This is a genomic window from Bradyrhizobium sp. USDA 4504, assembly GCF_054063995.1.
Genome location: NZ_JBSSGV010000001.1, coordinates 2,278,885 through 2,303,013, shown reverse-complemented (window position 1 = coordinate 2,303,013; position 24,129 = coordinate 2,278,885). Strand labels below are relative to the sequence as shown.

General features: G+C 65.3%; 27 protein-coding genes and 1 pseudogene. 15 read left to right on the top strand and 13 right to left on the bottom strand.

Translation table 11 applies throughout. The features are described 5' to 3' along the window. Positions 1-71: 71 nt before the first annotated feature. Positions 72-983, bottom strand: coding sequence for a LysR family transcriptional regulator (locus ACVMB1_RS10210; protein ID WP_141342077.1), 912 nt, complete (start codon positions 981-983; stop codon positions 72-74). A 125-nt stretch (positions 984-1,108) separates the two neighbouring features. Between ACVMB1_RS10210 and ACVMB1_RS10205 the strand changes: the two genes are divergently transcribed. Further along, positions 1,109-2,548 (top strand): MFS transporter, encoded by a 1,440-nt coding sequence (locus tag ACVMB1_RS10205; RefSeq protein ID WP_141342080.1) that lies wholly within the window; start codon positions 1,109-1,111, stop codon positions 2,546-2,548. 20 nt (positions 2,549-2,568) lie between these two features. Here the strand turns inward: ACVMB1_RS10205 and ACVMB1_RS10200 are convergent, their stop codons facing one another. After that, a complete protein-coding gene (locus tag ACVMB1_RS10200; RefSeq protein ID WP_141342083.1) occupies positions 2,569-3,762 on the bottom strand; it encodes an MFS transporter in 1,194 nt (397 codons plus the stop codon). Beyond that, a complete protein-coding gene (locus tag ACVMB1_RS10195) occupies positions 3,759-4,541 on the bottom strand; it encodes a GNAT family N-acetyltransferase (protein WP_141342085.1) in 783 nt (260 codons plus the stop codon). Before ACVMB1_RS10195 ends, ACVMB1_RS10200 begins: the two co-directional genes overlap by 4 nt. Positions 4,542-4,644: 103 nt before the next feature. Between ACVMB1_RS10195 and ACVMB1_RS10190 the strand changes: the two genes are divergently transcribed. Next, the gene (locus ACVMB1_RS10190) at positions 4,645-5,544 is read left to right on the top strand and encodes a LysR family transcriptional regulator (protein ID WP_141342088.1); all 900 of its coding nucleotides are present in this window, start codon (positions 4,645-4,647) and stop codon (positions 5,542-5,544) included. A 129-nt stretch (positions 5,545-5,673) separates the two neighbouring features. Here ACVMB1_RS10190 and ACVMB1_RS10185 read toward each other — a convergent pair whose 3' ends face one another. After that, entirely contained in the window at positions 5,674-6,471 is a 798-nt protein-coding gene (locus ACVMB1_RS10185) for a DUF899 domain-containing protein (protein WP_076831799.1), read from the bottom strand. Positions 6,472-6,652: 181 nt separating this feature from the next. Here ACVMB1_RS10185 and ACVMB1_RS10180 point away from each other — a divergent pair, with 181 nt between their 5' ends. The 8 genes from ACVMB1_RS10180 to ACVMB1_RS10145 all read left to right on the top strand — a co-directional run bounded on the left by ACVMB1_RS10180 (position 6,653) and on the right by ACVMB1_RS10145 (position 12,473). Continuing rightward, complete coding sequence (locus ACVMB1_RS10180; protein ID WP_246786913.1) at positions 6,653-7,198, top strand: MarR family winged helix-turn-helix transcriptional regulator; 546 nt, start codon at positions 6,653-6,655, stop codon at positions 7,196-7,198. After that, entirely contained in the window at positions 7,195-8,055 is an 861-nt protein-coding gene (locus ACVMB1_RS10175; RefSeq protein ID WP_141342091.1) for a DMT family transporter, read from the top strand. The genes ACVMB1_RS10180 and ACVMB1_RS10175 overlap by 4 nt, the downstream gene beginning before the upstream one ends. A gap of 162 nt (positions 8,056-8,217) precedes the next feature. Next, on the top strand, positions 8,218-8,475 hold the full coding sequence (locus ACVMB1_RS10170) for a hypothetical protein (RefSeq protein ID WP_141342094.1): 258 nt from the start codon (positions 8,218-8,220) through the stop codon (positions 8,473-8,475). 348 nt (positions 8,476-8,823) lie between these two features. After that, positions 8,824-9,900 carry a hypothetical protein gene (locus ACVMB1_RS10165; protein ID WP_253639929.1) on the top strand — a complete coding sequence of 359 codons (1,077 nt, stop codon included), beginning with the start codon at positions 8,824-8,826 and terminating at the stop codon, positions 9,898-9,900. Further along, positions 9,863-10,309, top strand: coding sequence for a hypothetical protein (locus ACVMB1_RS10160; protein WP_141342101.1), 447 nt, complete (start codon positions 9,863-9,865; stop codon positions 10,307-10,309). Before ACVMB1_RS10165 ends, ACVMB1_RS10160 begins: the two co-directional genes overlap by 38 nt. Before the next feature lie 91 nt (positions 10,310-10,400). Next, positions 10,401-10,868, top strand: a complete 468-nt coding sequence (locus ACVMB1_RS10155) for a carboxymuconolactone decarboxylase family protein (RefSeq protein ID WP_141342109.1) — start codon at positions 10,401-10,403, stop codon at positions 10,866-10,868. A 165-nt stretch (positions 10,869-11,033) separates the two neighbouring features. Then, positions 11,034-11,906, top strand: a complete 873-nt coding sequence (locus ACVMB1_RS10150) for a bifunctional helix-turn-helix transcriptional regulator/GNAT family N-acetyltransferase (protein ID WP_141342111.1) — start codon at positions 11,034-11,036, stop codon at positions 11,904-11,906. A 69-nt stretch (positions 11,907-11,975) separates the two neighbouring features. Further along, positions 11,976-12,473, top strand: a complete 498-nt coding sequence (locus tag ACVMB1_RS10145) for a peptide deformylase (RefSeq protein ID WP_057020041.1) — start codon at positions 11,976-11,978, stop codon at positions 12,471-12,473. A 125-nt stretch (positions 12,474-12,598) separates the two neighbouring features. On the opposite strand, the gene ACVMB1_RS10140 is transcribed toward ACVMB1_RS10145, so the two are convergent. The 5 genes from ACVMB1_RS10140 to ACVMB1_RS10120 form a co-directional block, all read right to left on the bottom strand. Then, entirely contained in the window at positions 12,599-13,861 is a 1,263-nt protein-coding gene (locus ACVMB1_RS10140) for a serine hydrolase domain-containing protein (RefSeq protein ID WP_141342113.1), read from the bottom strand. A gap of 188 nt (positions 13,862-14,049) precedes the next feature. Continuing rightward, entirely contained in the window at positions 14,050-14,523 is a 474-nt protein-coding gene (locus tag ACVMB1_RS10135; RefSeq protein ID WP_057019799.1) for a VOC family protein, read from the bottom strand. Between the two features lie 114 nt (positions 14,524-14,637). Next, a complete protein-coding gene (locus ACVMB1_RS10130) occupies positions 14,638-15,762 on the bottom strand; it encodes an MFS transporter (RefSeq protein ID WP_244558933.1) in 1,125 nt (374 codons plus the stop codon). A gap of 47 nt (positions 15,763-15,809) precedes the next feature. Beyond that, entirely contained in the window at positions 15,810-16,838 is a 1,029-nt protein-coding gene (locus ACVMB1_RS10125) for an adenosine deaminase (RefSeq protein WP_141342115.1), read from the bottom strand. Between the two features lie 175 nt (positions 16,839-17,013). Further along, a complete protein-coding gene (locus tag ACVMB1_RS10120; RefSeq protein WP_076831778.1) occupies positions 17,014-17,550 on the bottom strand; it encodes a helix-turn-helix domain-containing protein in 537 nt (178 codons plus the stop codon). A gap of 424 nt (positions 17,551-17,974) precedes the next feature. On the opposite strand from ACVMB1_RS10120, the gene ACVMB1_RS10115 reads away from it, so the two are divergent. After that, positions 17,975-18,628, top strand: coding sequence for a glutathione S-transferase family protein (locus ACVMB1_RS10115; protein WP_076831775.1), 654 nt, complete (start codon positions 17,975-17,977; stop codon positions 18,626-18,628). Between the two features lie 80 nt (positions 18,629-18,708). Here the strand turns inward: ACVMB1_RS10115 and ACVMB1_RS10110 are convergent, their stop codons facing one another. The 3 genes from ACVMB1_RS10110 to ACVMB1_RS10100 all read right to left on the bottom strand — a co-directional run bounded on the left by ACVMB1_RS10110 (position 18,709) and on the right by ACVMB1_RS10100 (position 20,404). Next, positions 18,709-19,947, bottom strand: a complete 1,239-nt coding sequence (locus tag ACVMB1_RS10110) for a serine hydrolase domain-containing protein (RefSeq protein ID WP_141342117.1) — start codon at positions 19,945-19,947, stop codon at positions 18,709-18,711. Between the two features lies 1 nt (position 19,948). Further along, positions 19,949-20,116, bottom strand: a complete 168-nt coding sequence (locus ACVMB1_RS10105; RefSeq protein WP_456848524.1) for a hypothetical protein — start codon at positions 20,114-20,116, stop codon at positions 19,949-19,951. A gap of 72 nt (positions 20,117-20,188) precedes the next feature. Continuing rightward, the gene (locus tag ACVMB1_RS10100; RefSeq protein WP_206601536.1) at positions 20,189-20,404 is read right to left on the bottom strand and encodes a hypothetical protein; all 216 of its coding nucleotides are present in this window, start codon (positions 20,402-20,404) and stop codon (positions 20,189-20,191) included. Here ACVMB1_RS10100 and ACVMB1_RS10095 point away from each other — a divergent pair. The 3 genes and pseudogenes from ACVMB1_RS10095 to ACVMB1_RS10085 all read left to right on the top strand — a co-directional run. After that, positions 20,348-20,557: pseudogene (locus tag ACVMB1_RS10095) on the top strand (FAD-dependent oxidoreductase); the annotation flags it as partial. The gene ACVMB1_RS10100 and the pseudogene ACVMB1_RS10095 sit on opposite strands and share 57 nt — an antisense overlap. 44 nt (positions 20,558-20,601) lie before the next feature. Beyond that, positions 20,602-21,318: an FAD-dependent oxidoreductase gene (locus ACVMB1_RS10090; protein ID WP_206601534.1), complete on the top strand. Its 717-nt coding sequence runs from the start codon at positions 20,602-20,604 to the stop codon at positions 21,316-21,318. Between the two features lie 327 nt (positions 21,319-21,645). After that, positions 21,646-21,882 carry a hypothetical protein gene (locus ACVMB1_RS10085; protein WP_076831769.1) on the top strand — a complete coding sequence of 79 codons (237 nt, stop codon included), beginning with the start codon at positions 21,646-21,648 and terminating at the stop codon, positions 21,880-21,882. A gap of 278 nt (positions 21,883-22,160) precedes the next feature. Here ACVMB1_RS10085 and ACVMB1_RS10080 read toward each other — a convergent pair whose 3' ends face one another. After that, entirely contained in the window at positions 22,161-23,057 is an 897-nt protein-coding gene (locus ACVMB1_RS10080) for a LysR family transcriptional regulator (protein ID WP_076831767.1), read from the bottom strand. A gap of 316 nt (positions 23,058-23,373) precedes the next feature. Here ACVMB1_RS10080 and ACVMB1_RS10075 point away from each other — a divergent pair, with 316 nt between their 5' ends. Next, on the top strand, positions 23,374-24,108 hold the full coding sequence (locus ACVMB1_RS10075; RefSeq protein ID WP_456848522.1) for an SDR family NAD(P)-dependent oxidoreductase: 735 nt from the start codon (positions 23,374-23,376) through the stop codon (positions 24,106-24,108). Positions 24,109-24,129: the final 21 nt, after the last annotated feature.

The window sequence follows — 24,129 nt, the reverse complement described above, 5'->3', positions numbered from 1 at the left end:
CTAGTGTCCTTATCGAATCCGAAGTTCGCTCCGAAGGTGCGGCAAATGATGCGAACTTCGGATTCGGGACACTAGCGGCGCGCGCTTCCGGCGCGCTTTCCCTCGAACAGCGCACGCTCCGAGGCGAGCGCCCTGGCGAGAAACTCGAGCGTCGCGCGGATGCGCGCGGTGCGCTTGAGATCGTCATGGGTCAATAGCCACAGCGCCGAGCGCGGCTCCGCGAGTGCTTTCGGCGTCAGGCGGCGCAGCGTGGGCGCGAGATCGCCGACATAGCAGGGCAGCAGGGCAAGCCCCAGTCCCGCCGCAGCGGCATCGCGCAGCGCCGGAAGCGCATCGACCCGGCAGGTGGTCCGCGCCGAACGCAGGTTCTCGCGCATCCAGCTGGCGATAACGGTCCCCGCCAGCGCATCGTCGAGCCCGATCCAGTCGTGCACCGACAAATCCCTGTCGACGCGGCGGGCGAGATAGGCGCGTGATCCGTAGACCGCATGGGCAATATCGGCAATGCGCCGTCCGACCAGCAGTTCGGATGGCGCCGGTGTCGGCCGGATCGCGATCTCGGCCTCGCGGCGCGTCAGGTTCGCCATCGCATTCGAGATGATGATCTCCGGCTGGATCTCCGGATGCGCGGCGCGCATCGCCGGCAGATGCCGCATCAGCACCGCGCCGAGCGTGTCCGTCGTCGTGATCCGCACCGGCCCCGACGGCCTGAGGTCCTGCCCCGCCAGCTTGCGCTCGAGCGCAAGCACTTCGTCATCGAGCCGGGCTGCCGACGCCGCCGCGATCTCGCCCGCCGGCGTCGGCGCGTAGCCGTCGCGGAAGCGCTCGAACAGCCGCGTTCCGCTCGCATCCTCGATCGTGCCGAGGCGACGAAACACGGTGGAATGCGTGACGCCGAGCCGGCGCGCCGCCCCCGAGAGGCTGCCTTCCCGCGCGACCGCGAGGACAAGCCGAAGGTCGTTCCAGTCGATGACGCTGTGCATTTTTGCAAACTCACTTCGCAGTGCTGGATAATATCTTATCACAAACGGACAGGCCATCTTCCCGGACGTTCAACCGACGGACACCCCTCGTGAGGGCGCCGTCGATTGCCGAGAGGAGCTGGCAGGTGACGAGCGAGACCACCGAGACGTTGCAATTGCACGCCGCGCGGCCGGCGACGATCGACCCGCGGCGATGGCTGGCGCTGCCGGTGCTGCTCACCGGCGCCTTCCTGCCGATCCTCGATTTCAATGTCGTCAACCTGGCGCTGCCGGTCATTCGCGACAATCTCGGCGCCAGCCCGAGCGAGGTGCAGTTCGTGATCTCGGCCTATGCTGCGACCTACGCCGTCTTCCTGATCACCGGCGGCAGGCTCGGCGATCTCCTGGGGCGGCGGCAGATGTTTTTGATCGGCGTCGCTGGCTTCACGATCGCATCCGTGCTGTGCGGCATCGCGTGGTCACCGGCCATGCTGGTCGCCGGACGGGTCCTGCAGGGCCTCACCGCCACCGTGATGGCGCCGCAGGTGCTTGCCTCGATCCGCGTGCTGTTTCCGGCGGCCGAACAGGGCCGCGCGCTCGGCTTCTATGGCGCGACCTTCGGCCTTGCTAATATCTGCGGCCAGCTACTGGGCGGCGTCCTCGTCTCGGCGCAACCGTTCGGACTGGCCTGGCAGGCGATCTTCCTGATCAACGTGCCGATCGGCCTCGCCGCCTTCGTCGGCGGCCTGCGGTACCTCGCCGACTCGCGCGCCGCGCACGCGCAGCGGCTCGACGTCGGCGGCGTCATCCTGCTGTCGCTCACGCTCGGCCTTCTGGTCTATCCGCTGATCGAGGGCCGGGAATCCGGCTGGCCTATCTGGATCGTCGCGATGCTGCTGGCATCTCCGCTGATGCTCGCCGCCTTCGTCCGCTTCGAGGCGCGGCTCGAAGCCCGTGGCGGCGATCCGCTGGTCGCGCCGCATCTGCTGCGCAACAGCGATTTCGTGATCGGGCTGGTGATGGCGCTCGCCTTCTACATGCTGTCGTCGTTCTATTTGACCTTCGCGGTCTACCTGCAAAATGGCCTGCACCAATCTCCGCTGGAAGCCGGCCTTGCCACCCTGCCCTTTGCCGCCGGCTTCTTCGTCAGCTCGCTGGTATCATCGCTGGTGATGCAATGGCTCGGTGCCCGCACGCTGACGCTGGGCTTTGCGCTCCAGGTTGTCGGCTTCGGTGTCGTGATGCTGTCGGTCGGCGGCGCGCTTCCGCAAAGCCTCGAATTCGGCCTGATCTGCGGCGGGCTCGGCTTCGGCACCGTGATGCCCTCGGTGATCAAGGCCGTGATCGGCAGCATCGATCCGCGCCATGCCGGGCTGGCGTCGGGCATGATGATCTCGACCTTCCAGATCGGCGCGGCACTCGGCGTCGCGATTATCGGCGGCGTCTTCTACAGCCTGCTCGGGCCGCATCCGCTGGCCGATGACTACGCGCACGCCTTCACGATCGCGCTCGGCTGCAATGTCGCGCTGCTGGCGCTCGGCGGCTGGCTGTCGCTGTGGCTGCCGCGCGAGCCGGCGGCGGGTTGAGATCGACACCGCCGACGCGGCTATTGCTTCGCGGCCGCGAGCGGCGGCGGAAACAGCAGCTTGAGCAGGATGGCGGCAAGCAGCGTCACCAGGGCGAGACCGGTGGAGAGATAGAGCGCGCTCGCATCGCCGAACCGGTCGATCACGATTGCATAGATCAGCGGCGCCGCCGCCGGCAGGATGAAGCTCGGGACAATGAGCCGGCCGACCAGCGTGCCATAGCTGCGATGATCGAACAGGATGAGCGGCAGCGTTCCCCTGGTGATGGTCAGAATGCCGTTGCAGGCGCCGTAGAGCAGCGCAAACGCGATCCCCATCTCCCGCGCTGATCCGCTGAACAGGCCGGCGATGAAGGAGAGCGGCATGATCATGCAGGCCATCAGGTTGAGCGCGAGCGGATCGAGCCGGACGCCGAACAGGACTTCGCAGAGACGCGCGGCGGATTGCCCGATCCCCCGCAGCGTTGCGATCCAGACCGCAACGGTGACGGTGAGCCCGAGGCCGGTGAGCACCGCGATCATGTGCGCGGACATGCCGGCGTTCAGGAAGTTCGCGCCGGTCATGATTACGGCATAGAGCCCGCTCGCCGCTGCAAGCTGCCGCCGCCCCACCGCGCGCGGTTGCCTCGATGCCACCGCAGCAGCGCCCGGCACGCCGGCAAATCGCTGGTTCGGAATCAGCAGATGCAGCGGGATCGTCAATAGCGCAATGCCGGCATAGGCCAGCACCGCGCTGCGCCAGCCGAAATGGTCCGATAGCGTATGGCCGAGCGGCCAGAACACGGTGGCGGCCAAGCCACCAAGCAAGGTGATCCCGGACATCGCACGGCGCGCCTCCGGCCCGCCGATCCGGGCCAGCGCCGCGAAGGCCGCATCGTACAGCGTCAGCCGCATGCCGAGGCCAAGAACGATCCAGGATGCGAAATAGCTGCCGATCTGGTGCGAGAGCGCGAGACCCGCGCAGCCGAGCGCGTTGATCACCGCCCCCGCGACCATGACCTGCCGGCCGCCGCTTTTGTCCACCCACCTGCCCGCAAGGGGCGACGTCACGCCCATCACCAAGAGCGCCGCGGCAAATCCGCCGTAGACGATGTCGCGGCTCCAGCCGAGATCCGCGGCGATCTGCTCGCCGAACCCGCCGATCAGATAGTAGGTCGCGCCCCACGAGATCAGTTGAGCCAGCCCGAGGGCAATCACGACCCGGCGTGCGATCACCGGGCCGTTTCCCTGTCTGACGGAAGCGTGGAAGCGCCCGGCCCCAGCGGCCGCTGCATCAGCACGGTGTCGACCCATTGCCCGAGCTTGAAGCCCACCGACCTCAGCGTCCCCACCATCTCGAAGCCCATGCGACGGTGCAGCGCGATCGATCCGGCGTTGCCGCTGTTACCGATCACGGCGATCATTTGCCGCCAGGGTCCCGCCTCCGACCGTTCGATCAGCGCCCGCAGCAGCGCCGCACCGACGCGGCGGCCACGCAGGGCTTCCGACACGTAGACCGAGTCTTCAATGGTGTTGCGATAGGCCGGCCGCGGCCGGTACGCTGTCGCGTAGGAGTAGCCGGCCACCCGTCCGTCGATATCGGCCACGATATATGGCAGCCCAGCGGCCAGCACGGCGGCACGGCGCTCGAGCATCTCGTCGAGTGTCGGCGGCACTTCCTCGAAGGTCGCCAGCCCGTTGAGCACGTGGTGCGCGTAGATGCGCTGCACCTCCGCCATGTCGACCTCTGTGGCGTCGCGGATCACGGTGTCTTCGTTGTCTCTCATCCTTGCCTCGTCTTGCGGCATCATGCCCGTGCTTCGACGGCGCGTCGGTGCACGCTGCGGGCACCACGGGCTCATCTCGACATCGCTGCGCGACAGTCCGACATCCGCCAGCAGGCGATCATCGAGCTCGCGCAGCGCCTGCCGGCGGCGGATGCGCGAATGCGGCGAGACCGCAAGATAGCGCCCCAGCTCGACGATGACACCGCCAATGGACTTGAGGGCGGACAATGCCTGCTCCCGGTCTGCCGAAGCCGTCGCTTGCCGGACTATGCGCCTCGGCGTTATATAAGTGAAGCTTTGACAGCTTATGCACGGCATAAGAGATACTTTGATGAAAAACCTCAACCTCGATTATCTCGAAAGCTTCGCAGTCGTGATCGACTGCGGCAGCTTCTCGGCGGCAGCCGAGCGGCTGCAACTCACGCAGCCCGCGGTGAGCCTGCAGGTGCGCCAGCTCGAGCGCAGCCTGAATGCGACGTTGATCGAGCGGGTCGGACGCAAGGCCAGACCGACCGCCGCCGGCGTCGCGCTGCTCTCCCATGCGCATCAGATCAATGCGGCGGTGGCGTCGGCGGTCGACGCCGTTGCACAGCAAACGACCGGAACGGCAGGCCGCGTGCGGCTCGGCACCGGTGCGACCGCCTGCATCTTCCTGCTGCCGCCGATCCTGAAGGAGCTGCGCGCCGCGCTGCCCTCGCTGGAGATCACCGTCACGACCGGCAACACCGCGGAGATCGCCCGGGCGGTCGAGGACAACACCATCGACATCGCGCTTGTCACGCTGCCGGTGTCGGGGCGCAGCTTCGAGATCACGCCGGTCGTGAACGACGAGTTCGTGCTGATCGCGCCCCGCGACATGCCACTGCCGGCGCGGATCACGCCGGAGGTGCTTGCGACCAGGCCGGTGCTGCTGTTCGAGCCGGGCGGCAACACCAGGCGCACCGCGGACGAATGGCTGGCCCGCGGCGGCGTGTCCTTGAAGCCGTTGATGTCGCTCGGCAGCGTCGAGGCGATCAAGGAGATGGTGCGCGCCGGGCTGGGCTGTGCGGTGCTGCCCGGCATGGCCGTCCCCGCCAGGACCAAGCAGCGCGACCTGGTCGTCCGGTCGCTGTCACCAAAGCTCTACCGCCGGCTCGCGGTGGTGATCCGCCGCGACAAGCGCCTCGATCGCGGGCTGCGGCAGACCTTGTCAGCGCTGAAGGCACTCTCGGCCAAGGACAATGGCCGCTAGAGCGTCGAGCGAGGCGGACGCCGGTCCGCGTCAAGAAAGCAGGCAAGACAAGAAGCGGGAGCTTCGGTTCTGATCCAATCAAAACCGAAGCCCTCGGAAGCACGCCGCGCGTTCTCCCCGTTCTACCCCTTACGTCGCCTTGCGCTCCTGCTCCGCGATCTTGCGGAACGCGGCCTCGCCGGCATCGGTCACCGCCGCCCATTTTGCGTTCGGCGTGGCCTCGGCTTCGTAATTGTCGTGCCAGTTCCACCATTTGTAGGTCGGGCCCTGCGGATAACCCTTCGGCGAGTCCTCCCAGAGTTCCTGGCGGCCGAGCGGCGTGATGTCGAGATAGCTCCACACCGTACCCATCGCCTCGTCGCCGCGGCTGTTGACGAAATAGGTGCGGAAGATCCGCTCGCCGTCGCGGATGAAGACGTTGTGGCCGTGCCACTCGGCAACGCCGAAGTCGGTGTCAAAACTGTCGGTGATCGTGTACCATGGCATGTCCCACTCCATCCGCGCCTTCAGCCGCGCGATGTCCGCCTGCGGCGCGCGCGAGGCGTAAGCCAGCGTGGTGTCGCGCTGATTCAGATGGGAGAGGTGACTGACCTGATCGGCGCCGAGCGAACAGCCGCGGCAGCCATGGTCCGGCCAACCGAACACGCCGGGCTCGAAGAAGGCGCGGTAGATGATCAGCTGCCGGCGGCCCTCGAACAGGTCGAGCAGGCTCGCCTTGCCGTTCGGTCCTTCGAAGACATATGGCTTCTCGACCGCCATCCAGGGCATCCGCCGCCGCTCCGCCGCAAGCGCGTCGCGTGCCCGCACCTGGGCCTTCTCCTTCACCAGCATCTCCAGGCGCGCCGCCTCCCACGCTTCCCGCGACACCACGGGTGGTGTCTGCATCGCCGCCAGTCCGCCGCGATCGTTTTCAGCTGATTTATTCATGATGGTCTCTCCATCTCCGATTTGGACGAACTCCGCTCCCCGAGCGCGGTTCCAGCGCCGGCGGCCGTTCGTCATTGGCCATGCCGCAATCTGGCTCGGCAGCGTTGGCGAGCGGGAGTGACAAGTGTGTCGGGATTTTTCGCGCAGGTGGTCAGACCGCATCATCATATTTGTGATATGCATGCACTTTGCAATTAACTATGCGAACCTCGCCGGCATGAAGCAAACCGCTGCCCCCGCGTCCGATGATGGCCTCAAGCTCAGCGCCTGGCTGCCTTACCGCCTGTTCCTGGTCGCGGCGCAGGTCGCCCGACCGCTCGAGCGCTTCTACGGCGAGACGTTCGGATTGAGCCAGGCGGGCTGGCGCATCCTCGCCGTTATCGCCGAGCGCGACGCGGCCAACGCCTCCGAGATCGGCCGCGCCTGCGCGCTCGATCCGTTCGCGGTCAGCCGCGGCATTGGCCAGCTCACAGAGCTCGGCTTCGCGGTGCGACGCTCCGGCAAGTCCGACCGGCGCTTCGCCGCCGTCAGCATCACCCGCAGCGGCCGGGCCGCGTTCAACCGGATCGCCGCACTCGGCAGCGCGATCGAAGCGCGGCTGCTGGCGCGGCTGTCGGAGAGCGAACGCGCCACGCTCGATTCCGCCCTCACCCGGCTTGAGGGAACAAGCGCGCGGATCGACGCCGACGGCTGGCGCGCACTGCGCGATGACGCCGGCGCGCCATGACGGCCCTGCTGTTCGCAGTGACCGCGCTGCTCTGGGGCGGCGGCGCGCTGGCAACGGCGATGCAGGCCGGCGTGACGCCCGCGCCGTGGTCGGTCGCGCTGCGCATGGTGCTCGCGGGCGTCATCCTGCTCGGCTACGGCCGGATGCGCGGCGTGACGCTCTCGATCCCGCGCAAGGACCGTCCGGCGGTCGCGTTGCAGGGCCTGCTGTTCTTCGCCATTGCCTTCATCGCCTTCTATGAGGCATCCGCACGCATGCCGAGCGGGCTTGCCGCGCTCGTGCTGTCGACATCGTCGCTGTTCGCGGCCGTGATCGCGCGTGCCGTGCTCGGTGTGCCGATCTCTTCCGGATTCGTGTGGGGCGCGCTGTGCGGCGTTCTTGGACTGGCGATCATCTTCCTGCCCGGCGTCGCCGCGCATGGCGCCGCGCCGCTTGCGGGATTCGCCTGGGCGCTCACTGCGGCCATCGCAACCGGCGCCGGGACAACGGTCGGTGCGCGCAACCAGCGCGCCGGACTGCCTGTCGTCTCCGTGCTCGGCTGGGGCGCGTTCGTCGGCGCGACAGCGAGCGCGCTGTGGGCCGCCGCGACGGGCACGCCGTTTGCGGCCGACATCTCGCCCTCCTACGTGACGAGCTTCCTCTATCTTGCGATTGCCGCGTCCTGCATCACCTTCATGCTCTATTTCGAGCTGGTGCGTCGGCTCGGTCCTGGCCGCGCGGCCTATACGCTTGCGCTGGTGCCGCTCGTCGCGCTCGTGCTGTCGGCGCTGTTCGAACACCTCGCGCTGGGTTGGCCGGTGCTCGCCGGCGCCGTCGCGATCCTCGCCGGCAACGTCCTGGTGCTGGCGCGCGATTGACCGGCTCGTCGGCGCACAGCAAGAGGCATGCGGCAAGTTGTCCCGCGCCGGCGATCGCCGGCCGGTCAACCTCTTATTTCCCGATCGCATTAATCGGACGTTGTCCGGCTCGCATATAAAGAAGCAACCCGGGACGACGAGGCGGCTTCGCAGGGTTACCCGATGGTGAATTCCATCCGCAAAATCGGCAACACCGAGTACTTCGCAATCCAGGCCGACGGCCAGGATGACTGGATCATGCGTCCTGCCCTCGGCCAGCGGCCCGCGCGGAATGCCGGGCTGCTGCTGGATGGCATCGCCTGGTTCTTCAACACCGACGCGGGATCTTCTATGATCTCGCGCGTCGCCAACTCGTCGATCGGCTGCAAACGCCCTGGGCGCGCGGCCACGACGGAAAGGACGCGCGCGACGATTATCTGAGTTACGGATTTCTCCAGAGCAAGGATGGCCGGTTCATCTATCTCTTTATCACGCCGCGAACGCGACTGACCTGCATGTCATCGACCTCGAGCGCAGGGCGATCGTCCGCTCGGTTCTGGACATGCCGAGCGGCAACTCGCTGTGCCCGCCGGTTCTGGACCAGGCTGGCCGGATTCTGGTTTCCGCGTTCCGGCACGACAACGGAATCGTTGCACTGTTGCTGCGCATCGATCCGCAGACGGGCATCACGATGTGTCGAGCTGCGAGGGATCGCGGGCGAGGTCGTTCCTGATCCGCTCGAGCCCGTGCGGCCGCTATTGGCTGCGCGCCGACAATTCCCGGCTCCCGATGATTACCGAGGAGAGCTCGCTCGTCTCCCGGTTGCTGGGCAGAGACACCACGGCGCAGCGGGAGTATTTCAGCTTTGCCGTCGAGATCTGGCAGGCGTTTCCGCTCCGGCGGCTGCACTCCGTCGCGCCGATGTGGATGCAGGCGGAAGGGTTGCCCGACCCGGCCCAGCTCGACCTCGACAGACGGAAGCAGGGATTGCCGCCTCGGCGAGGCGAGATCTACCGCAAGGTGTCGCAGTTACTCGATCGCGAGGCCACGCTGACGACCAACCAGATCAACGCGAAATCGCATCCCGATCTGTGGCCGGATCCGAATAGCCACTACGCCAATGTCAGCAGCAATCTCCGCGACTTCGAACTCTCCGAGCGCGACGTGATCGGCTGGCAAGGCGATAGCCAGGCTTTCTGGTTGAAGCGGCATGACTTCGTCGCCTGCGTCGGTGTGGACGGGACGGTTTCGCCCAAGATCATGCTGGAGCGGTTCGGGATGGACGACCGTCCCTGGCTGGCACGCGCCCGCGGCTGGTCGAAGGCGACGCCCCTGCCCGACCGTCGCCTCGATATGCGGTTCACGGAGGGGATGGTGACGGTCTCCGGCGCGCCAGGCGATCCGGTGCACCGCGTCCGGGCGGTGCCCGTAACCGAGGATCATTTCAGGCCCGCGCCACCCGAGCCGCAAGAAGAGGACAAGGATGCCGCGCTCGCCAAGAAGGCCGAGACGCTCGCCAGGCGGTTCAGCACCTACACCGTCGATCTCGCCTCGATGAGCGAGCCCGATTGTGTCGCAGCCATCGATGCGCTCACGGCGCAGATCGGTCCCGATATCAACGAGCGTCCCTACGACAACCACCTGCAGGCAGGGGTTCCGTTGCGACGGCAAGCGGCTCAACGAGAAGAAGTTCTTCTCGCATGTTGCGAAGCACTGCCCCGGCGCCGCACCTGCGATCCGCGGGCTGATCGACGCGGCGTGCACGCACATCGGACCGCATGCCAACGCCTGGTACGATCCTTACGGAGACGAGATTCCGACCGCGCTGTTGGGCTACGCCGCCTGGTGCCTCGCGCGCCTGGATAAAACGAGCAACGATGTCCTGCTGCGCTACTACGGGCTGGTCGATACCGATCACGAGAACTTCTTTTTCGAGAAGATCGCTCCGTTGATGCTGGAGAACGCAGGCGACGCGAGTCCTCGCCTGGAGCTCGCGGAGCAATTCTATTTCGGCGACCTCGGCAATGCCATCGATCACGCCGCGCTCTGGCGAATGGCGAAGATGGCCGAGCATGCGGCGAGCCTGATGACGGCGCAGCAGTACGCGGCGCGATTGCTGGCGCGCGCAGCCGCGACCTTCGCCGCGCGATCGAAGTCGGAGTTCGGGTATTATTGTTTCGACAATCTCGCGCGGTTCCTGACGGATCCTTCGCGATGGGAAACAGAGCTGCTGCAAGAACTCCGCCAAGCGGCGAGCGATCTCGCGCCCCAATAGCGCCGCGGCAGATGAAAATATCACGCCGGCATGTCACATTCGCCGTTCCTCGTTCGTCATGATGTCGTCAACCAACCCAGGGAAACCGACCATGACTGTCAGACTTGATCCGCTCGCCGCCGCCCCCAAGATCATGAAGATCTGGTTCGACGCGTCGGTCGCGATCTCCTCCAGCCTTGAGCCGAAGCTCGCCGAGCTCGTGAAGATTCGCGCCTCGGAGATCAACGGCTGCGCCAATTGCATCAATTTGCACACGACATTCGCCCGCGATGAGGGTGAGACCGAGCTGCGCATCTACCTGCTGTCGGCCTGGCGCGAAGCGCCCTGCTACACCGATCGCGAGCGCGCCGCGCTCGGCTGGACCGAGGCCCTGACTCGGATCTGCGAGCAGCACACCCATGTCGCGGCCTACGAGGCGCTGAAGGCGCATTTCACGCCGGAGGAGCAGGTCAAGGTGACCTTGCTGATCAACATCATCAACGGCTGGAACCGGATCGCGGTCGGCTTTGGCGGCTTCGTCGATCCGCACGTGATCAAGGCCAGGATGGCCGCGGCGTGACCGCGGAAACGGCACGAGACGACGCAGCGGCTGACTTCGCGCCGCTGCGTCCCAGGCTGATGCGCGTCGCCTATCGCATGGCCTCTGCACTAGGCGGCAGGGCTCCGTTCGGTCTGGATCGCCGGCCGATTGACGCGGCGACGATATCTGACTAAAGTCAGATATATGCTCGACCCCGTGTCCCGCGTCCGTCGCTTCAACCGTGCCGTGACCTCCGCCGTCGGCGCGCTCGACACCTCGTTCCTCGGGCGCGGCCGGCCGCTCGGCGCGGCGCGCGTGCTGAACGCGATCGGACACGGCCGCGCCGATGTCGGCGAGATCAGGGATTATCTCGGGCTCGATTCCGGCCTGATGAGCCGCCTGCTGCGCAGCCTCGAGGACGAAGGCCTGATCGAGACCACGGCGCATGGCGACGATGCGCGCCGCCGCATCGCACGGCTGACGGCGGCGGGTAGGCGCGAGTTCAACGCCTATGAGGCGATCTCCAACCGGCAGGCCAAGGACTTTCTCACCCACCACAGCCAACGCGAGGCGCTGCTGGCGGCGATGGACCTGATCGCATCGGCGCTCGGCCGCGACGGCACCGCCCTCGATGAGATGGATCCGCGCAGCGACGAGGCGCGCTACTGCCTCGGCGAATATTACGCCGAACTGGCGCGGCGATTCGAGAAAGGCTTTGACGTCAAGCTGTCACGCGACCCTGAGGCCAAGGATATGGTGCGGCCGCGCGGCAGCTTCATCGTGGCGATGTCGGACGGCCTGCCGATCGGCTGCGTCGGGCTGAAGGGCAGCGGCGGCGAGTTCGCCGAGATCAAGCGGCTCTGGGTCGCACCTGGCGCGCGCAGCCTCGGCCTTGGCCGCCGCCTGATGGACGCAGCCGAGCAGGCCGCACGCGAGCTCGGCATCGCGGTGTTGCGGCTCGACACCAACAGCGCGCTGCCGGAAGCCGGCCAGCTCTATCGCAGGACGGGCTGGACCGAGATCCCGCGCTTCAACGACGACCCCTACCCCGATCTGTTCTTCGAAAAGCATCTCTGAACGGCGCGCGCACGCGGTGCCCGGGATCAGCATGTTGTCCGGCGCGATGCACTGGCCTAAGACACGGGCATGACCATTCGCCCCATCGTGCGCTATCCCGATCCGCGCCTTGCACTGCCGGCCGAGCCGGTGACCATGTTCGACGAGGCGCTGCGCGAACTGGCGCAGGACCTGCTCGAGACCATGCGCGCGGCGCCCGGCATCGGCATCACCGCGCCGCATATCGGCGTATCCCTGCGCGTCGTGGTGCTCGAGTTCGATGCCAGCGAGGGCGCGCGGACCTATGTCAATCCGGAGATCATCCGGACCTCGCCCGAGATAATCCTGCACAAGGAAGGCAGCGTCTCGATGCCCGGGGTCAACGACGAGGTCGAGCGTCACGCCCGCGTCCGCATCCGCTATCAGGATCTCGACGGAAACATGCAGACCGAAGAGTCCGACGGCCTGCGCGCCGTGTGCCATCAGCACGAGATCGATCAGCTCGACGGCGTGTTCTGGATCAGGCGGCTGTCCCGCATCAAGCGGGAGCGCCTGATCAAGCGCTTCGACAAAATCTCGCGGACGTGATCGTAGCCGCGCATGAGCGAAGCGACATGCGGGACAAGCCGCGATCAGCAGACGGAAAGGCCCCGGATATCGCTGCGCTCATCCGGGCTACGCGTCTTGCGCGAGCGAACCAACCTGCCTTCGTCCTACCCTCCCGCCATCAAATCCTTGGCCAGCGCCATGTAAGCCGGCAGCGTCACAGGGTCGTTGGCGGCGTTGCCGGCGGCCGGGTGCGAGGCGTAGCGCGCGATCACTATCTCGGCCTTCGGATCGATATAGAGACCCTGGCCATAAACGCCGCGCGCCATGAAGGCGCCGTGCGCATTGTGCGTCACCCACCATTGATTGCGGTAGGACGCCCCTGGCAGTGTTGTGTAGCCGGCAGGCTTGAATTTCTCGGGATCGCCGCCGCGCGCGATGTCCTCGACCACTTGAGACGGTACGATCTGGCGGCCGTTGAAGCGGCCGTGGTTGCGGATCGTCTCGCCGAACCGGGCAAGATCGCGCAGCGTCGTCGACAATCCGCCGCCGCCGCTTTCGGTGCCGATGCGGTCGACGTGATAATGCGCATCCTCCTCGGCGCCCATCGGCGCCCAGATCCGCTCGGAGAGCAGGTCGGACAGCGTCATGCCGCTAGCACGGCGGCAGATCCAGGCCAGCACGTCGGTGTTGACGGTCTTGTAGGCGAACGCCTTGCCGTGCTCGCCCTGCTTCTGCTGCGCGCAGAGGAAATCGAAGATATTGGTCGCGCCCTCATAGCCCGGCTCGATCGGCGCCATGCCGTTGGCGCGCCGCAGCCCCCACACGTCGGAATTCTTGTCGGTATAGACCTCGGTGTATTTGAGGCCGGTGGTCATATCCATCGCCTCGTGCACGCGGGCATCGCCGAACGCGCTTGCCTTCAGCTCCGGCACGTAATCGGTGATCGGCGCCTGCGGATCGATCTTGCCCTTGGCGATCAGGATACCGGCAAGCGTGCCGGTGAACGATTTGGTCACCGACATCGCGATGTGCGGCTTGTGCGGCCTCAGGGCGCCGAAATAGCGCTCGTAGATCAGCTTGCCCCGGTGCAGCACGGCGATGCCGTCGGCATAGGTTTCCTCTAGCATGCGCGCGAAGGTCATCGGGCGACCGTCCATCGTCACCGATGCCGACGCGCCGATATCATGGTCTGCGCGCGGCAGCACCGACGCCGGCCCTGCCCCGCGCCAGACATTCACGGTCGGCACCAGTTGGCGGATGTTGCTCCAGGCCCAGCGCAATTCGGGGAAGCTGCGGAACGAGCCGTTCTGGAAGGTGATGGTCCTGTCCTGCGGCGGCGGAAAGCCCTGCATCCAGCCAAGCGTCTGCGGATCGGATTCGGCGGCGGTGAGATTTTGCTGTTGATTGGCGGCGGCTGCGACGGACATCAGGGCTGGCTCCAGAGCTGCGAATGCGAATTTCGTATCACGCGACAGCACCAGGCACATCCCGCGTTTGCGCCGGGGTGATCGTCGCGGCGAGCGCACGCCGCAACGCGAATGGCCGCGTGCCGCACACGCCAGCTCGATCGGACACCTGACTATCGAGCCCGGGCCAAATCATTCCACCACGCGGATTACCCCGCCGCCGCGCGCTCGATCGCGGCGATGTCGATGTTCTTCATCGTCATCATCGCCTCCATCGCGCGCTTGCCGGCGGCGCGGTCGGCGCTGTTGACGAGCTCGAGCAGCCGCCGCGGCGTGATCTGCCAGGCAAAGCCCCAGCGATCCCGGCACCAGCCGCACGGCAATTCCTTGCCGCCGTTGGAAGTGACCGCATTCCAGTAGCGGTCGGTCTCCTCCTGGCTGTCGGTGAGCACCATGAAACTGACCGCCTCGTTCGGCGTGTAGTTGGAGCCTCCGTTTAACCCCACGAAACGCCGGCCGAGCACGGTGAACTCGACCGTCAGTTCCTCGCCCTGCCCGATGCCCGGTATCGGAGATTGATGGCCCGCGCCGACATGGCTGTCGGGAAACGTCGCGGCATAAAACTCCGCCGCTTCGCGCGCCCGGCCCTGATCGAACCAGAGGCATGTGACGAGATCGGTCATGGCAGTCTCCTTCCAGGGATCGTCGAGCAGAATGGAGAGGGAATAATCCGTGATTATGGTCCTGGTTCGACGCGGCGCAGGCTTTCGTTCCACAACGTGTTTCGCCATCGCGGATCATGTTTCGCCACTTCGGCTCACGCGCATGATCAACAGCGGCACGATGACGATCACTCCCGCCATCAGCATCACTCCGGATAGATCCGAGAGATTCAGCATCCGGGCACCAAGAATGGCTCCGACGCCGATCGCCGAATTGATGACCGCGGAGTGGACCGCGGCCGCGGACATCGCCATGGAACCGGCCGCGCGTAAGATCCAAGTCTGGAGGCCCGCGAACAGCGCCGCGACGGCGGCGCCCCAGACGATGAGCAAGGTAACAACCGCGCCGGCCCCCAGTTGCGGGCCAAACCATCCAAGCCCGACAAGCGCGCCCGCGAGGGCCAGCAGTCCCCACGTGATGACAGATGTCATGAAGCGATCGATCAGAACGCCGGTCAGGATGTTGCCGACAAATCCTGCTCCGCCAAAGCCGAACAGCATCACACCGATCATGAAGGGCGGCACATCCGCGATCTCGCCGAGGAAGGGTTCGATGAACGTATAGGCTGCGAAATTCGCTGCCGCCATGAACGCCGTTACGGAATAGATTCTCCGCAGGTCCTGTCGGCGCACCACCGCTGCCAGCGCTTGCCATCCCGCCGGCGATCCGGCCCGGAGCCGCGGAAGAACGCCGACCATCAGGGCGGACGTGCACAACCCGACCCCGCCGATCACGCCGAAAGCCGCGCGCCATCCGTTGTTCTGTCCGATGAGGTTGACGAGCGGCACGCCGATGACGGTTGCCATCGAGATTCCGCCGAACACGATCGCTGTCGCAACACCCATGCGATGAGACGGCGCGATCTGCGTTGCGATCGCGGCCGCCATCGCCCAGAAGAAGCCGTGAACGACAGCACCGACCGCCCGCGCCAGCAGCAACCCCGTGAAACCGTCGGAGAGCATTGCCGCAAGATTGGTCGCAGACTTCACCAGCATCAGAACAACGAGCAGCGGTTTGCGGGGAAAACGTTGCAGCAGAACGGCGGACAACAGGCCGCTTGCAGCGCCGATCCAGGCATAGAGCGTGACCGTGAGCCCGACCGCGGCCTGGTCTCGACCAAGATCGAGGGCGATTTGGGACAACAGCCCGACCGGCGCGAACTCGCTCGTGACCATCGTGAACGAAGCAACGCCGAGCACGATGACGGCGAGCCAGACGCGGAGCCCGGGACTGGAAGTGTCAGTCGTCATGCAGGTGACCGGTGTGGCGGCCTGATGTCCCTGATGACGCGCCGATAGTCCTGACGTCGCCTTTCATCCACGAACGCAGCCTTGAGGCTGTTGTCGGCGAGGCTCAATTGCTCCTCGGCAGTCAGGCCCAACGCCGCTGCCGCACGGACGAAGTTCTCGTTGACGTGACCTCCGAAATACGCGGGGTCGTCGGAGTTGACCGTGATGCAGAGGCCGGCGTGGAGCAGCCGGCGCAGATTGTGACGTTGGAGATCGGGGAAGATCCGCAGCGCTACATTCGACAGCGGGCATACCGTGAGCGGCGTCCCCTCGTCGGCAAGGCGCCGCATCAGTGCCGGATCTGCCTCGCATTGGACGCCGTGATCGATGCGGTCGACGCGCAGCCTGTCGATCGCTTCGGCCACGTAGTTGGGCGGCCCTTCCTCACCGGCATGCGCGGTCGTCTTCCAGCCAAGCGCGCGGGCGCGGGCGAAGACCTGGTCGAAGGGTCCGGGCGGGTAGCCTTTTTCCGGTCCACCAAGTCCGAGGGCCAGCACGCCGTCGCGCCAGCGGCGCGCTGCCTCGATGGCGGCGAAGGCCTCTTCAACAGGCTTATGCCGGCGAACGCACAGGATCATGCCTTCAGTGATATCGCGTTGTAACCGCGCGTCTGCATAAGCGGCGCTGATGCCGTCCATGACAGCATCGAACGGCACGCCGCGCTCGGTATGGTCGGCAGGGGTGACGTAGATTTCCGCATGAACGACGTTGTCTTCCCGCGCGCGGGTCAGGTACGCGCGTGCCAGCTCATAGAAGTCGCGCTCCGTCCGAAGCACGGTCAGACCGGCCCAGCAGATCTCCAAAAATGACTGGAGATCGGAGAAGCGATACGCCGAGAGGATATCGGTCATCGAGCGGTACCGGATCGCCACGTCGTTCCGGCGGGCAAAATCGAGCAGCATGCCCGGCTCCAGCGTTCCCTCGACATGCACGTGAAGCTCGGCCTTCGGAACGGCCTTGATGTCAAACAAGGGAACGGAATTCATTGAACGCGATCTCTGGCCTCGGCGTGTTCCGCTTCAGAGCTTTTTCCCGCGCGTCCAACCGGATGCGCGTGCCGAAGCTCGTCCGCCGTACGAGCCCGACCTAGCAGCCTTTGTCGAAAGGTCGCCACGCATAAAATATGCGGGCGTTATCCGGCTGAGGCAGCCTCCCCGCGCATTAGGCAATGGTGGTGACCAGCCGCGCGGGGGCACCGTCGGCGAGCATGATGCGCTCCCACAGCATGCGTCCCGGAAGGATCACGAGATCCGCATCGGAGTTCGGACCCGTATTGACCTCGAGCGAGCTGAGCTGCCCGTCATACCAGCCGAGATCATTGAGGGCGATGTCAGCCGCGAGGATTTCCGGAGAGGCATAGACACGTAGCGATTTGCCCAGGAACTCGGATAAGCCGGTTCGCCATTCGGCCTGCCTGGGCGCCGACGCGGCAAGCAGCCGATGCGTCAGGTCGCACACCAGATGGACCTTGCGCGTCGAGGATTCGACGAGACGCTTCAGAGCGGCATCTTGGGCCGGCTCGAACGGACCCATGAGCAATCGGCGCGCTGAGATCCACTGGGTTTCCGACAGATCGAGAATGCCGCGCTCCCAGCGCGACACGGTCGCCTGATCCACACCCATCAATTCAGCGAGGTAGCTTTGCTTCATCTGACGAAGCAATCGCATTCGTCGCAATCCGCGGCCTTGATCACCCATCAACATTCACCCAACTTTGTTCTGCATCTCGTGGCGCTAGGTCAGCGAAGATATACCCCGCGGACACCGCTACCAGGAACGGCTGCGGCGCAAACTCCGCAGCCGTGCGCGCCTGGCGCTGGTCGAACCACTGGCATGTCACGAGCCCGGCCACGGCAGCCTTTCTTTTTTCGCATAGGGTGGTTGGGGAAACCGCACACCGCCATCACGATCGCAAAGCCTGTCCGGATCGGCCAATTCGGCCGCTATCGCGGCGATGACTGCCATTGAGCAGCGAAATCCGGGGTTCTCGCCTTTGGCAGGACCGGCCCCGGATCTCGCTGCGCTACATCCGGGCTACGCTTGGCCAAATTATTCCGGAATCGGCTGTCGGGGCGCGCGCCGCCCGCTCGTCCTCGGGACGCAAAGGACATGGAGAGAAACGATGACGCCCATCATCACCGCCTTCGAACGGTCGCCCGATGGCGGCAAGGGACTGGCGCGCGATACGCGCGTTCGCTGGGCGCTGGAAGAAGCGGGCCAGCCTTACGAGGTTCGCCTTGTTTCGTTCCAGGCGATGAAGGAACCCGCGCATCTGGCGCTGCATCCCTTCGGCCAGATTCCGACCTATGAGGAAGGTGATCTGGCGCTGTTCGAGACAGGCTCGATCGTGCTTTATATCGCCGAGCGTCATGCGGGCCTGCTGCCCGGCGATGCCAATGCCCGCGCCCACGCAATCACCTGGATGTTTGCCGCGGTCAACACGGTGGAACCGCCGATCCTCGAACTCATGACCGCCAGGATTCTGGAGAGCGACAAGCCCTGGACCAAAGAGCGCCTGCCGCTGGTCATGGATCGCATCCGCGACCGGCTGAAGCAACTCTCCACCCGCCTCGGCAAGGCCGACTGGCTCGACGGCGCGTTCAGCGCGGGCGACCTGATGATGGTGTCGGTGCTGCTCAGGCTGAGAGCATCGGGCATTCTCGAAGAATATCCGGGCCTGTCCGCCTATGTCGCCCGCGGCGAAGCGCGGCCGGCTTACCAGCGCGCTTTCGAGGCTCAGCTGGCGGTCAACACGGGTAAGCGACCGACCGGCTGAGGTTGGCGACAACAGGGACAGCGCCCTTGCGCGGACGGCAAAGCCCCCGGACATCGCTGCACTCGTCCGGGCCAGGTTTGCTAGTCGAATGGATCGTGTTCTGGCAGCGGTTCGGTCAGTTCGAATCCTGGATGAAGTTGCGAGATAATCTCCAGTGCGGTGCGGCCGGGTGCGATCCCCGCGGGGTGCACGCCCGACGCATCGAAATACTGGTTGCTCAGCACCGCGACACCGCATTTCAGTTCCGGCACGACGATCACGATCGCTTCGAATCCGCCTCTGCTCGTCGCGCCGTTCTTTGTGAAAACGGTATGGCCCTGCGTGTCCGTGGTGATCTGCCAGGCGAGGCCCATGGTGACGCTGGTCTTCTCCCCGCAGATGGGGAATGTCCCCCGGTTCTGCTGCGTCAGTGCGATCTGCGACCCGAGCGGCCCCTTCGGCGCCGCGATCTGCGCCGCAAGGAACTTGATCATGTCGTCGCCGGTGGTCTTCAGATCAAAGGCCGTGCCGCCGGTCGGCGTGTTGCGGTCGAAGACGATCGGATATGGCGGCTCGGAGCTCTTGCTCCAATGCCCGATACATCCCTGCGCGATCTTCCATGATGAATTGACGAAGGCTCCGGTCTGCTTCATGCCGAGCGGACCGGTGACGTATTCGGCCAAAATTTCGTTGTAGTTACGGCCCTTGTCTTTCGCAAACATCTGCGTGACCGCAAAGCCCAGGGTCACGAAGCCGATGTTGGAATACTGCCAGCAGCCCTGCGGCGGCGTATCATATTGATTCCACCAGTTGATGAGTTCACTGGAGGGCGGCTCGTCCGCAAACAGCTGCTCGCTGTAGCCAGTCAAGCCGTCCCCCGGCTGCTCCGGCATGCCGGAGGTATGGGTGGCGAATTGCACGAGCTGGATGGCGTCCAGCACCGGCGTTCCCACCGCGCTCGCGCTGAAGAGGTTCAGATAAGGGCCGATGGCGTCGTCAAGAGAAGGCCCGCCCGCCTTGACCGCCACCGCCAACAATGTGCTGGTGAACACCTTGGTCACCGATCCGATCTCGAACACCGTGTCGGTCGTGACACTGAATGGCGCGGGCGAAGAGCCGGCCACGCCTGACAGTCCCTTGGGGTAGACGTAGCCCTTGGTGCCGAACGACTTTTCGTCGTAGACCGCGATGCAGCAGCCAGGGGCGTTGCTGATGCCGAGGTATTTTTCGGCCGCCTGTTGAACGATCTGTGCCGGACTTGTCGTCGCTTCGATCATTTGGTCGCTCATTTCGCCCTCCTGCCGGTGAAGATGCACCATGTTGACCTTTGGTTGCATCATTTCATAGATCGTCGTCCAGCGCGAGTGAAATCACCGTGACCATTTGTTTCAAGTTCGCTCGGTGGAACGTTTGCGCGGAAATCAGCATCGTCAGACGCCGGCTTGCGCCGACTTCCCGGCAGTCGCGAAAAGTCTGGCGCACCTCGCAGGGCGGGTTAACGACGCGCAATCCGCCGCCTCGCGCGTGGCTTCAAGATGCGGCGGATCACGCTTCACCGGTCCACCTGCGCGCTCGGCTGGATTATGCTTGCTGCCGGAGCATCGGAAATGACATGGTCGATCTCACACCGCCGATGCAGGCAGAGCGCAGGACTTCTTCGTGAGCAACAATCAAGCGATCAAACTTGCGGTGATCGGACGCGGCCTGATCGGATCGGCAGCTGCGCGGCATCTGAGCAAGATGGGCCACGATGTTGCGCTGATCGGGCCCGATGAGCCGGCGGATTTTTCGCGCCATGGCGGCGTCTTCGGCAGCCACTATGACGAGGGCCGCATCACGCGGAGTTACGATCCAGGGGCGTTCTGGCGGCAAGCGAACCGCGCTGCGATTTCGCGCTACGGCGAGATTTCAGCGGAGAGCGGCGTGGAGTTCTATCGGGAAGCCGGTGCGCTTCACATCGGCCGCAGCGAAACCACTGATGTTGCACGCAGACGATCACGGCGGAGCGCGCCGGCGCCCGGATCATCGACGAACCCGCGCTGGGGATTTCGGAAAGCGGCTCCGGCGTCACGATCCGGACGCGATCGGGGAGCGTCGAGGCCGAGCGCGTTCTGGTTGCGGCGGGCGGGCACACCCAATCGCTGCTCGGCCGCTCCCTGGGCTTTACGGTCTATGGGCGGACCGCGGCGCTGTTCCGGCTTGGTGCGGCGGAGGTTCAACGCCTGGCCGGAATGCCGTCGATGCGTTGTCTCGGGCCCAAGGGCGACAATCCCTACATCCTGCCTCCGATCCGCTATCCGGACGGCCAGACCTGGCTGAAGCTCGGCGGCGATCCGGTCGATCTTCCGCTCGGCAGCGAGGCCGATATCAAGGACTGGTTCCGCTCGGGCGGATCGATTGAAGTCGCCGATCGGCTTCAAGGACAGATCCTTGAACGCATTCGCGACCTCGCTTTCGAGGAACGCCGCGTCGTGCCCTGCATGACCACCTTCGGCGACAGCGGCCTGCCCTGCATCGGACCGCTTCAGAGCGCGTCACGGTCGCGTTCTGCTGCTACGGCAAGAGCGCAAAATGTTCGGACGAACTGGGCCGGCTCGGCGGCATGGCGCTGCTCGGCGAGGTCCGAGCCGAGCTCGCGCCGTGACGGAGTTTTGTGCGGCGTTTGCGTCCGAACGTTCCTGGGCACGCAGGACGGGTTCGCCAGCGGGTAGCCCGCATGAGCGCAGCGATATGCGGAACGCCACGACACGCCCCGGATGTCGCTTCGCTCATCCGGGCTCCGCTTGCTGAACCCGTAGGAGTGCCAACGCGGACGTAACGCACCCTCACGATCATCACCCGAAGACGTGATGGATTACGCTTCGTTCATCCGGACTGTCGGTGATGGTCTGCATCGCGTGACACAACGGCGAGGATCTCGTTGCTCACGCAGCGTTGAGCCGGCGTGAGTGATGATTGCATTCAAGTCCGCCGATGCCGCGCACAAATATCTGACGAGGCCAGACTCCTTGGCCCCATAAACAACACGGAGAAACTCCATGACCAACGTCGAACTCCTGTCGGCTTCCTTGATCGCGGTTGCCATGATCGCGTCGCCGGCAATGGCGCGTGAAACCCACGCGATGTCCCGCCACGTCGCGGAGGCGAGCGCCGCCGCGCCGACTGACCACGTCTATGTCGACGGTCGCGCCTGCATTCCGGCGCCGCGCGTCGGTTCATTCGCCACCGCGCCCTGGACCGGCAACAATGTCCCCTGCGAGCCGGGTCCATATTGATCGCGTGGCGCGCATCGATCGGTCGAGCGGCCTCCTAGCTGCTTGACCGGCGCGATGTGCCATCGCTCCGCTGAAACAGTGAGTAGCCCGCATGAGCGCAGCGATATGCGGGACTCCACGCGACACACGATAGAAGATGCCCTGGATATCGCTTCGCTCATCCGGGCTACGCTTGCTACCGTCAGCAGCGCAAGGGATTGACCGCGATTTCGCTTGGTGCAATCGCGGCTCGGCTTCCGATCGGATTGCGGCAAGCGCCATCGGCGACCTGCCGCGCATCAGTCGCGTGATACGGACAGTCCGGCGAGAAGCGGAGCGTATGCGGTGAGCCTGCGGGATACGAACTCGGTGAAGAGCCGCACGCGCTTCGTCTTGCGTGTCTCTCCCTGTGTGAGAAGCCAGAGCGTTCCGTACATGTGCAGGTCGGTGCCCGGCACCCTCACAAGCAGAGGGTCGGCATCTCCGACGAAGCACGGCAGCGTCGTCATGCCGATCCCCTGCTGCACCGCGACGATCTGCGCCGCGGCATCTGTCGCCCTGAACGGAACCTCGGCGGCGCGAACCTCACCCTCGTGGGCCCAGTCCGGGATTCCGTGAATACTTATGACGATCCACCTGACGGGATCAGGCGCGCCCGCGCGCCACGCGGCCAGTCGATCGCGGGATATGTAGATGCCGCCGAACAGCTCCGGTCCCTTCAGGCCGTGAAGATTGAGCGGCAGGGTTTTGCGGTCGTAGACGACGCGGATCGCGACATCGGCCTCCCGGTTGGTCAGATTTGCCAGCTCACCGGACGACAGGATTTCCATCTCGATGTCCGGATGCAGTCGTGCGAAATCGGCGAAGTCCGGCATGAGCAGGTGTGTCGCGAGGGGCGGTGCCAGCGTCACCCGCAGAAGCCCGCGCACGCCTTGGTCGCGGCCGAAGACGCGCGTCTCCAGCTGGTGCGACGACGCTTCCATCTGGTCCGCGAGTTCGAGGACCTCCTCCCCCGCAGCCGTCAGGCGGTAACCCGAAGGCAGCTTCTCGAACATGTGCGCTCCGAGCCGCTCCTCCAGCTGGGCGACGCGTCGCAGCACGGTCGAGTGGTTCACCCCGAGCCGTTCGGCGGCAGCCCGCACCGAGCCTCCGCGCGCGACGGCAAGAAAGTAGCGAACGTCATCCCAGTCGATCATGGTGCAATCCGGCACCGCTGGGGTGCGCCTTCCAAAGCCCGTCTCCAATACATCGAACAGCATCTCGTATGTGGGTAGCACGGACGATCATCATAGCCCAAGCCGAATAGCCACGCCGACAAGCGCGGCCCAATTCCGAACGGCGGACACCGATCGTCGCGGCTGGCGTCAGTCATCCGGCCGGATCGATTTCGCACCACCGATGTGCGCGCTTCCGCACTCAACGCCTGACGCCGGCGGAGCTACGTCGAGGTTCTCGGGGGCCATCTCGCAGATGGGACCAGAGACGCTGTCCGACACGACGAAGGGAGAACTCATGGGAAAGCTTGAGGGTAAGGTTGCAGTCATCACGGGTGGATCGAGCGGCATGGCGCTGGCGAGCGCCAGGCGGTTCGTTGAAGAAGGCGCCTATGTTTTCATCACGGGCCGAAGGCAGGAGGCGCTCGACGAGGCGGTCAGGCTGATCGGCCGGAACGTGACCGGCGTGCGCGGCGACGCGGCCAATCTCGACGACCTCGACCGTCTGTTCGACACGGTCAAGCGGGAAAAGGGCAAGATCGACGTCCTGTACGCGAGCGCCGGCGTCGGCGAAGCCATCCCACTGGGCGAGATTACCGAGCGGCATTTCGATGCGACCTTCGACCTGAATACGCGCGGCACGCTGTTTGCGGTTCAGAAGGCGTTGCCGCTGTTCAGCGATGGCGGCTCGATCTTCATGACCGGGTCGGTCGCTTCGGTAAAAGGTTTTCCCGGTTACGGTGTGTATGCGGCGAGCAAGGCGGCGTTGCGCTCATTCGCACGCACCTGGCTCAACGAACTGAAGGGCAGGAATATCCGGGTGAACGTGCTGAGCCCGGGGCCGATCGCCACTCCGATGCAGGACCAGGTCCTCACCGAGGAGGCGAAGCGGATGTTCGAATCCCTGATCCCGCGGGGAAAGATGGGTCGCCCTGAGGAAATTGCGGCGGCCGCGCTGTTTCTTGCCTCAGACGATTCGAGCTTCGTGAATGGGGTGGAGTTGTCTGTCGACGGCGGTTTTTCGGCCATCTGAAATCGAATCAACACCAACACG

Coding starts and splice junctions, on each gene's coding strand:
- ACVMB1_RS10085 (WP_076831769.1), top strand. CDS start 21,646: ATGACCAACGTCGAACTCCTGTCGGCTTCCTTGATCGCGGTTGCCATG.
- ACVMB1_RS10185 (WP_076831799.1), bottom strand. CDS start 6,471: ATGAATAAATCAGCTGAAAACGATCGCGGCGGACTGGCGGCGATGCAG.
- ACVMB1_RS10140 (WP_141342113.1), bottom strand. CDS start 13,861: ATGTCCGTCGCAGCCGCCGCCAATCAACAGCAAAATCTCACCGCCGCC.
- ACVMB1_RS10190 (WP_141342088.1), top strand. CDS start 4,645: ATGAAAAACCTCAACCTCGATTATCTCGAAAGCTTCGCAGTCGTGATC.
- ACVMB1_RS10175 (WP_141342091.1), top strand. CDS start 7,195: ATGACGGCCCTGCTGTTCGCAGTGACCGCGCTGCTCTGGGGCGGCGGC.
- ACVMB1_RS10100 (WP_206601536.1), bottom strand. CDS start 20,404: ATGGCGCGAAAAATCCGCCGGCTCATCGGGCCCGATCAGCGCAACATC.
- ACVMB1_RS10120 (WP_076831778.1), bottom strand. CDS start 17,550: ATGGGTGATCAAGGCCGCGGATTGCGACGAATGCGATTGCTTCGTCAG.
- ACVMB1_RS10165 (WP_253639929.1), top strand. CDS start 8,824: ATGATTACCGAGGAGAGCTCGCTCGTCTCCCGGTTGCTGGGCAGAGAC.
- ACVMB1_RS10145 (WP_057020041.1), top strand. CDS start 11,976: ATGACCATTCGCCCCATCGTGCGCTATCCCGATCCGCGCCTTGCACTG.
- ACVMB1_RS10125 (WP_141342115.1), bottom strand. CDS start 16,838: ATGAATTCCGTTCCCTTGTTTGACATCAAGGCCGTTCCGAAGGCCGAG.
- ACVMB1_RS10075 (WP_456848522.1), top strand. CDS start 23,374: ATGGGAAAGCTTGAGGGTAAGGTTGCAGTCATCACGGGTGGATCGAGC.
- ACVMB1_RS10170 (WP_141342094.1), top strand. CDS start 8,218: ATGGTGAATTCCATCCGCAAAATCGGCAACACCGAGTACTTCGCAATC.
- ACVMB1_RS10210 (WP_141342077.1), bottom strand. CDS start 983: ATGCACAGCGTCATCGACTGGAACGACCTTCGGCTTGTCCTCGCGGTC.
- ACVMB1_RS10180 (WP_246786913.1), top strand. CDS start 6,653: ATGCACTTTGCAATTAACTATGCGAACCTCGCCGGCATGAAGCAAACC.
- ACVMB1_RS10080 (WP_076831767.1), bottom strand. CDS start 23,057: ATGATCGACTGGGATGACGTTCGCTACTTTCTTGCCGTCGCGCGCGGA.
- ACVMB1_RS10135 (WP_057019799.1), bottom strand. CDS start 14,523: ATGACCGATCTCGTCACATGCCTCTGGTTCGATCAGGGCCGGGCGCGC.
- ACVMB1_RS10150 (WP_141342111.1), top strand. CDS start 11,034: ATGCTCGACCCCGTGTCCCGCGTCCGTCGCTTCAACCGTGCCGTGACC.
- ACVMB1_RS10110 (WP_141342117.1), bottom strand. CDS start 19,947: ATGATGCAACCAAAGGTCAACATGGTGCATCTTCACCGGCAGGAGGGC.
- ACVMB1_RS10115 (WP_076831775.1), top strand. CDS start 17,975: ATGACGCCCATCATCACCGCCTTCGAACGGTCGCCCGATGGCGGCAAG.
- ACVMB1_RS10155 (WP_141342109.1), top strand. CDS start 10,401: ATGACTGTCAGACTTGATCCGCTCGCCGCCGCCCCCAAGATCATGAAG.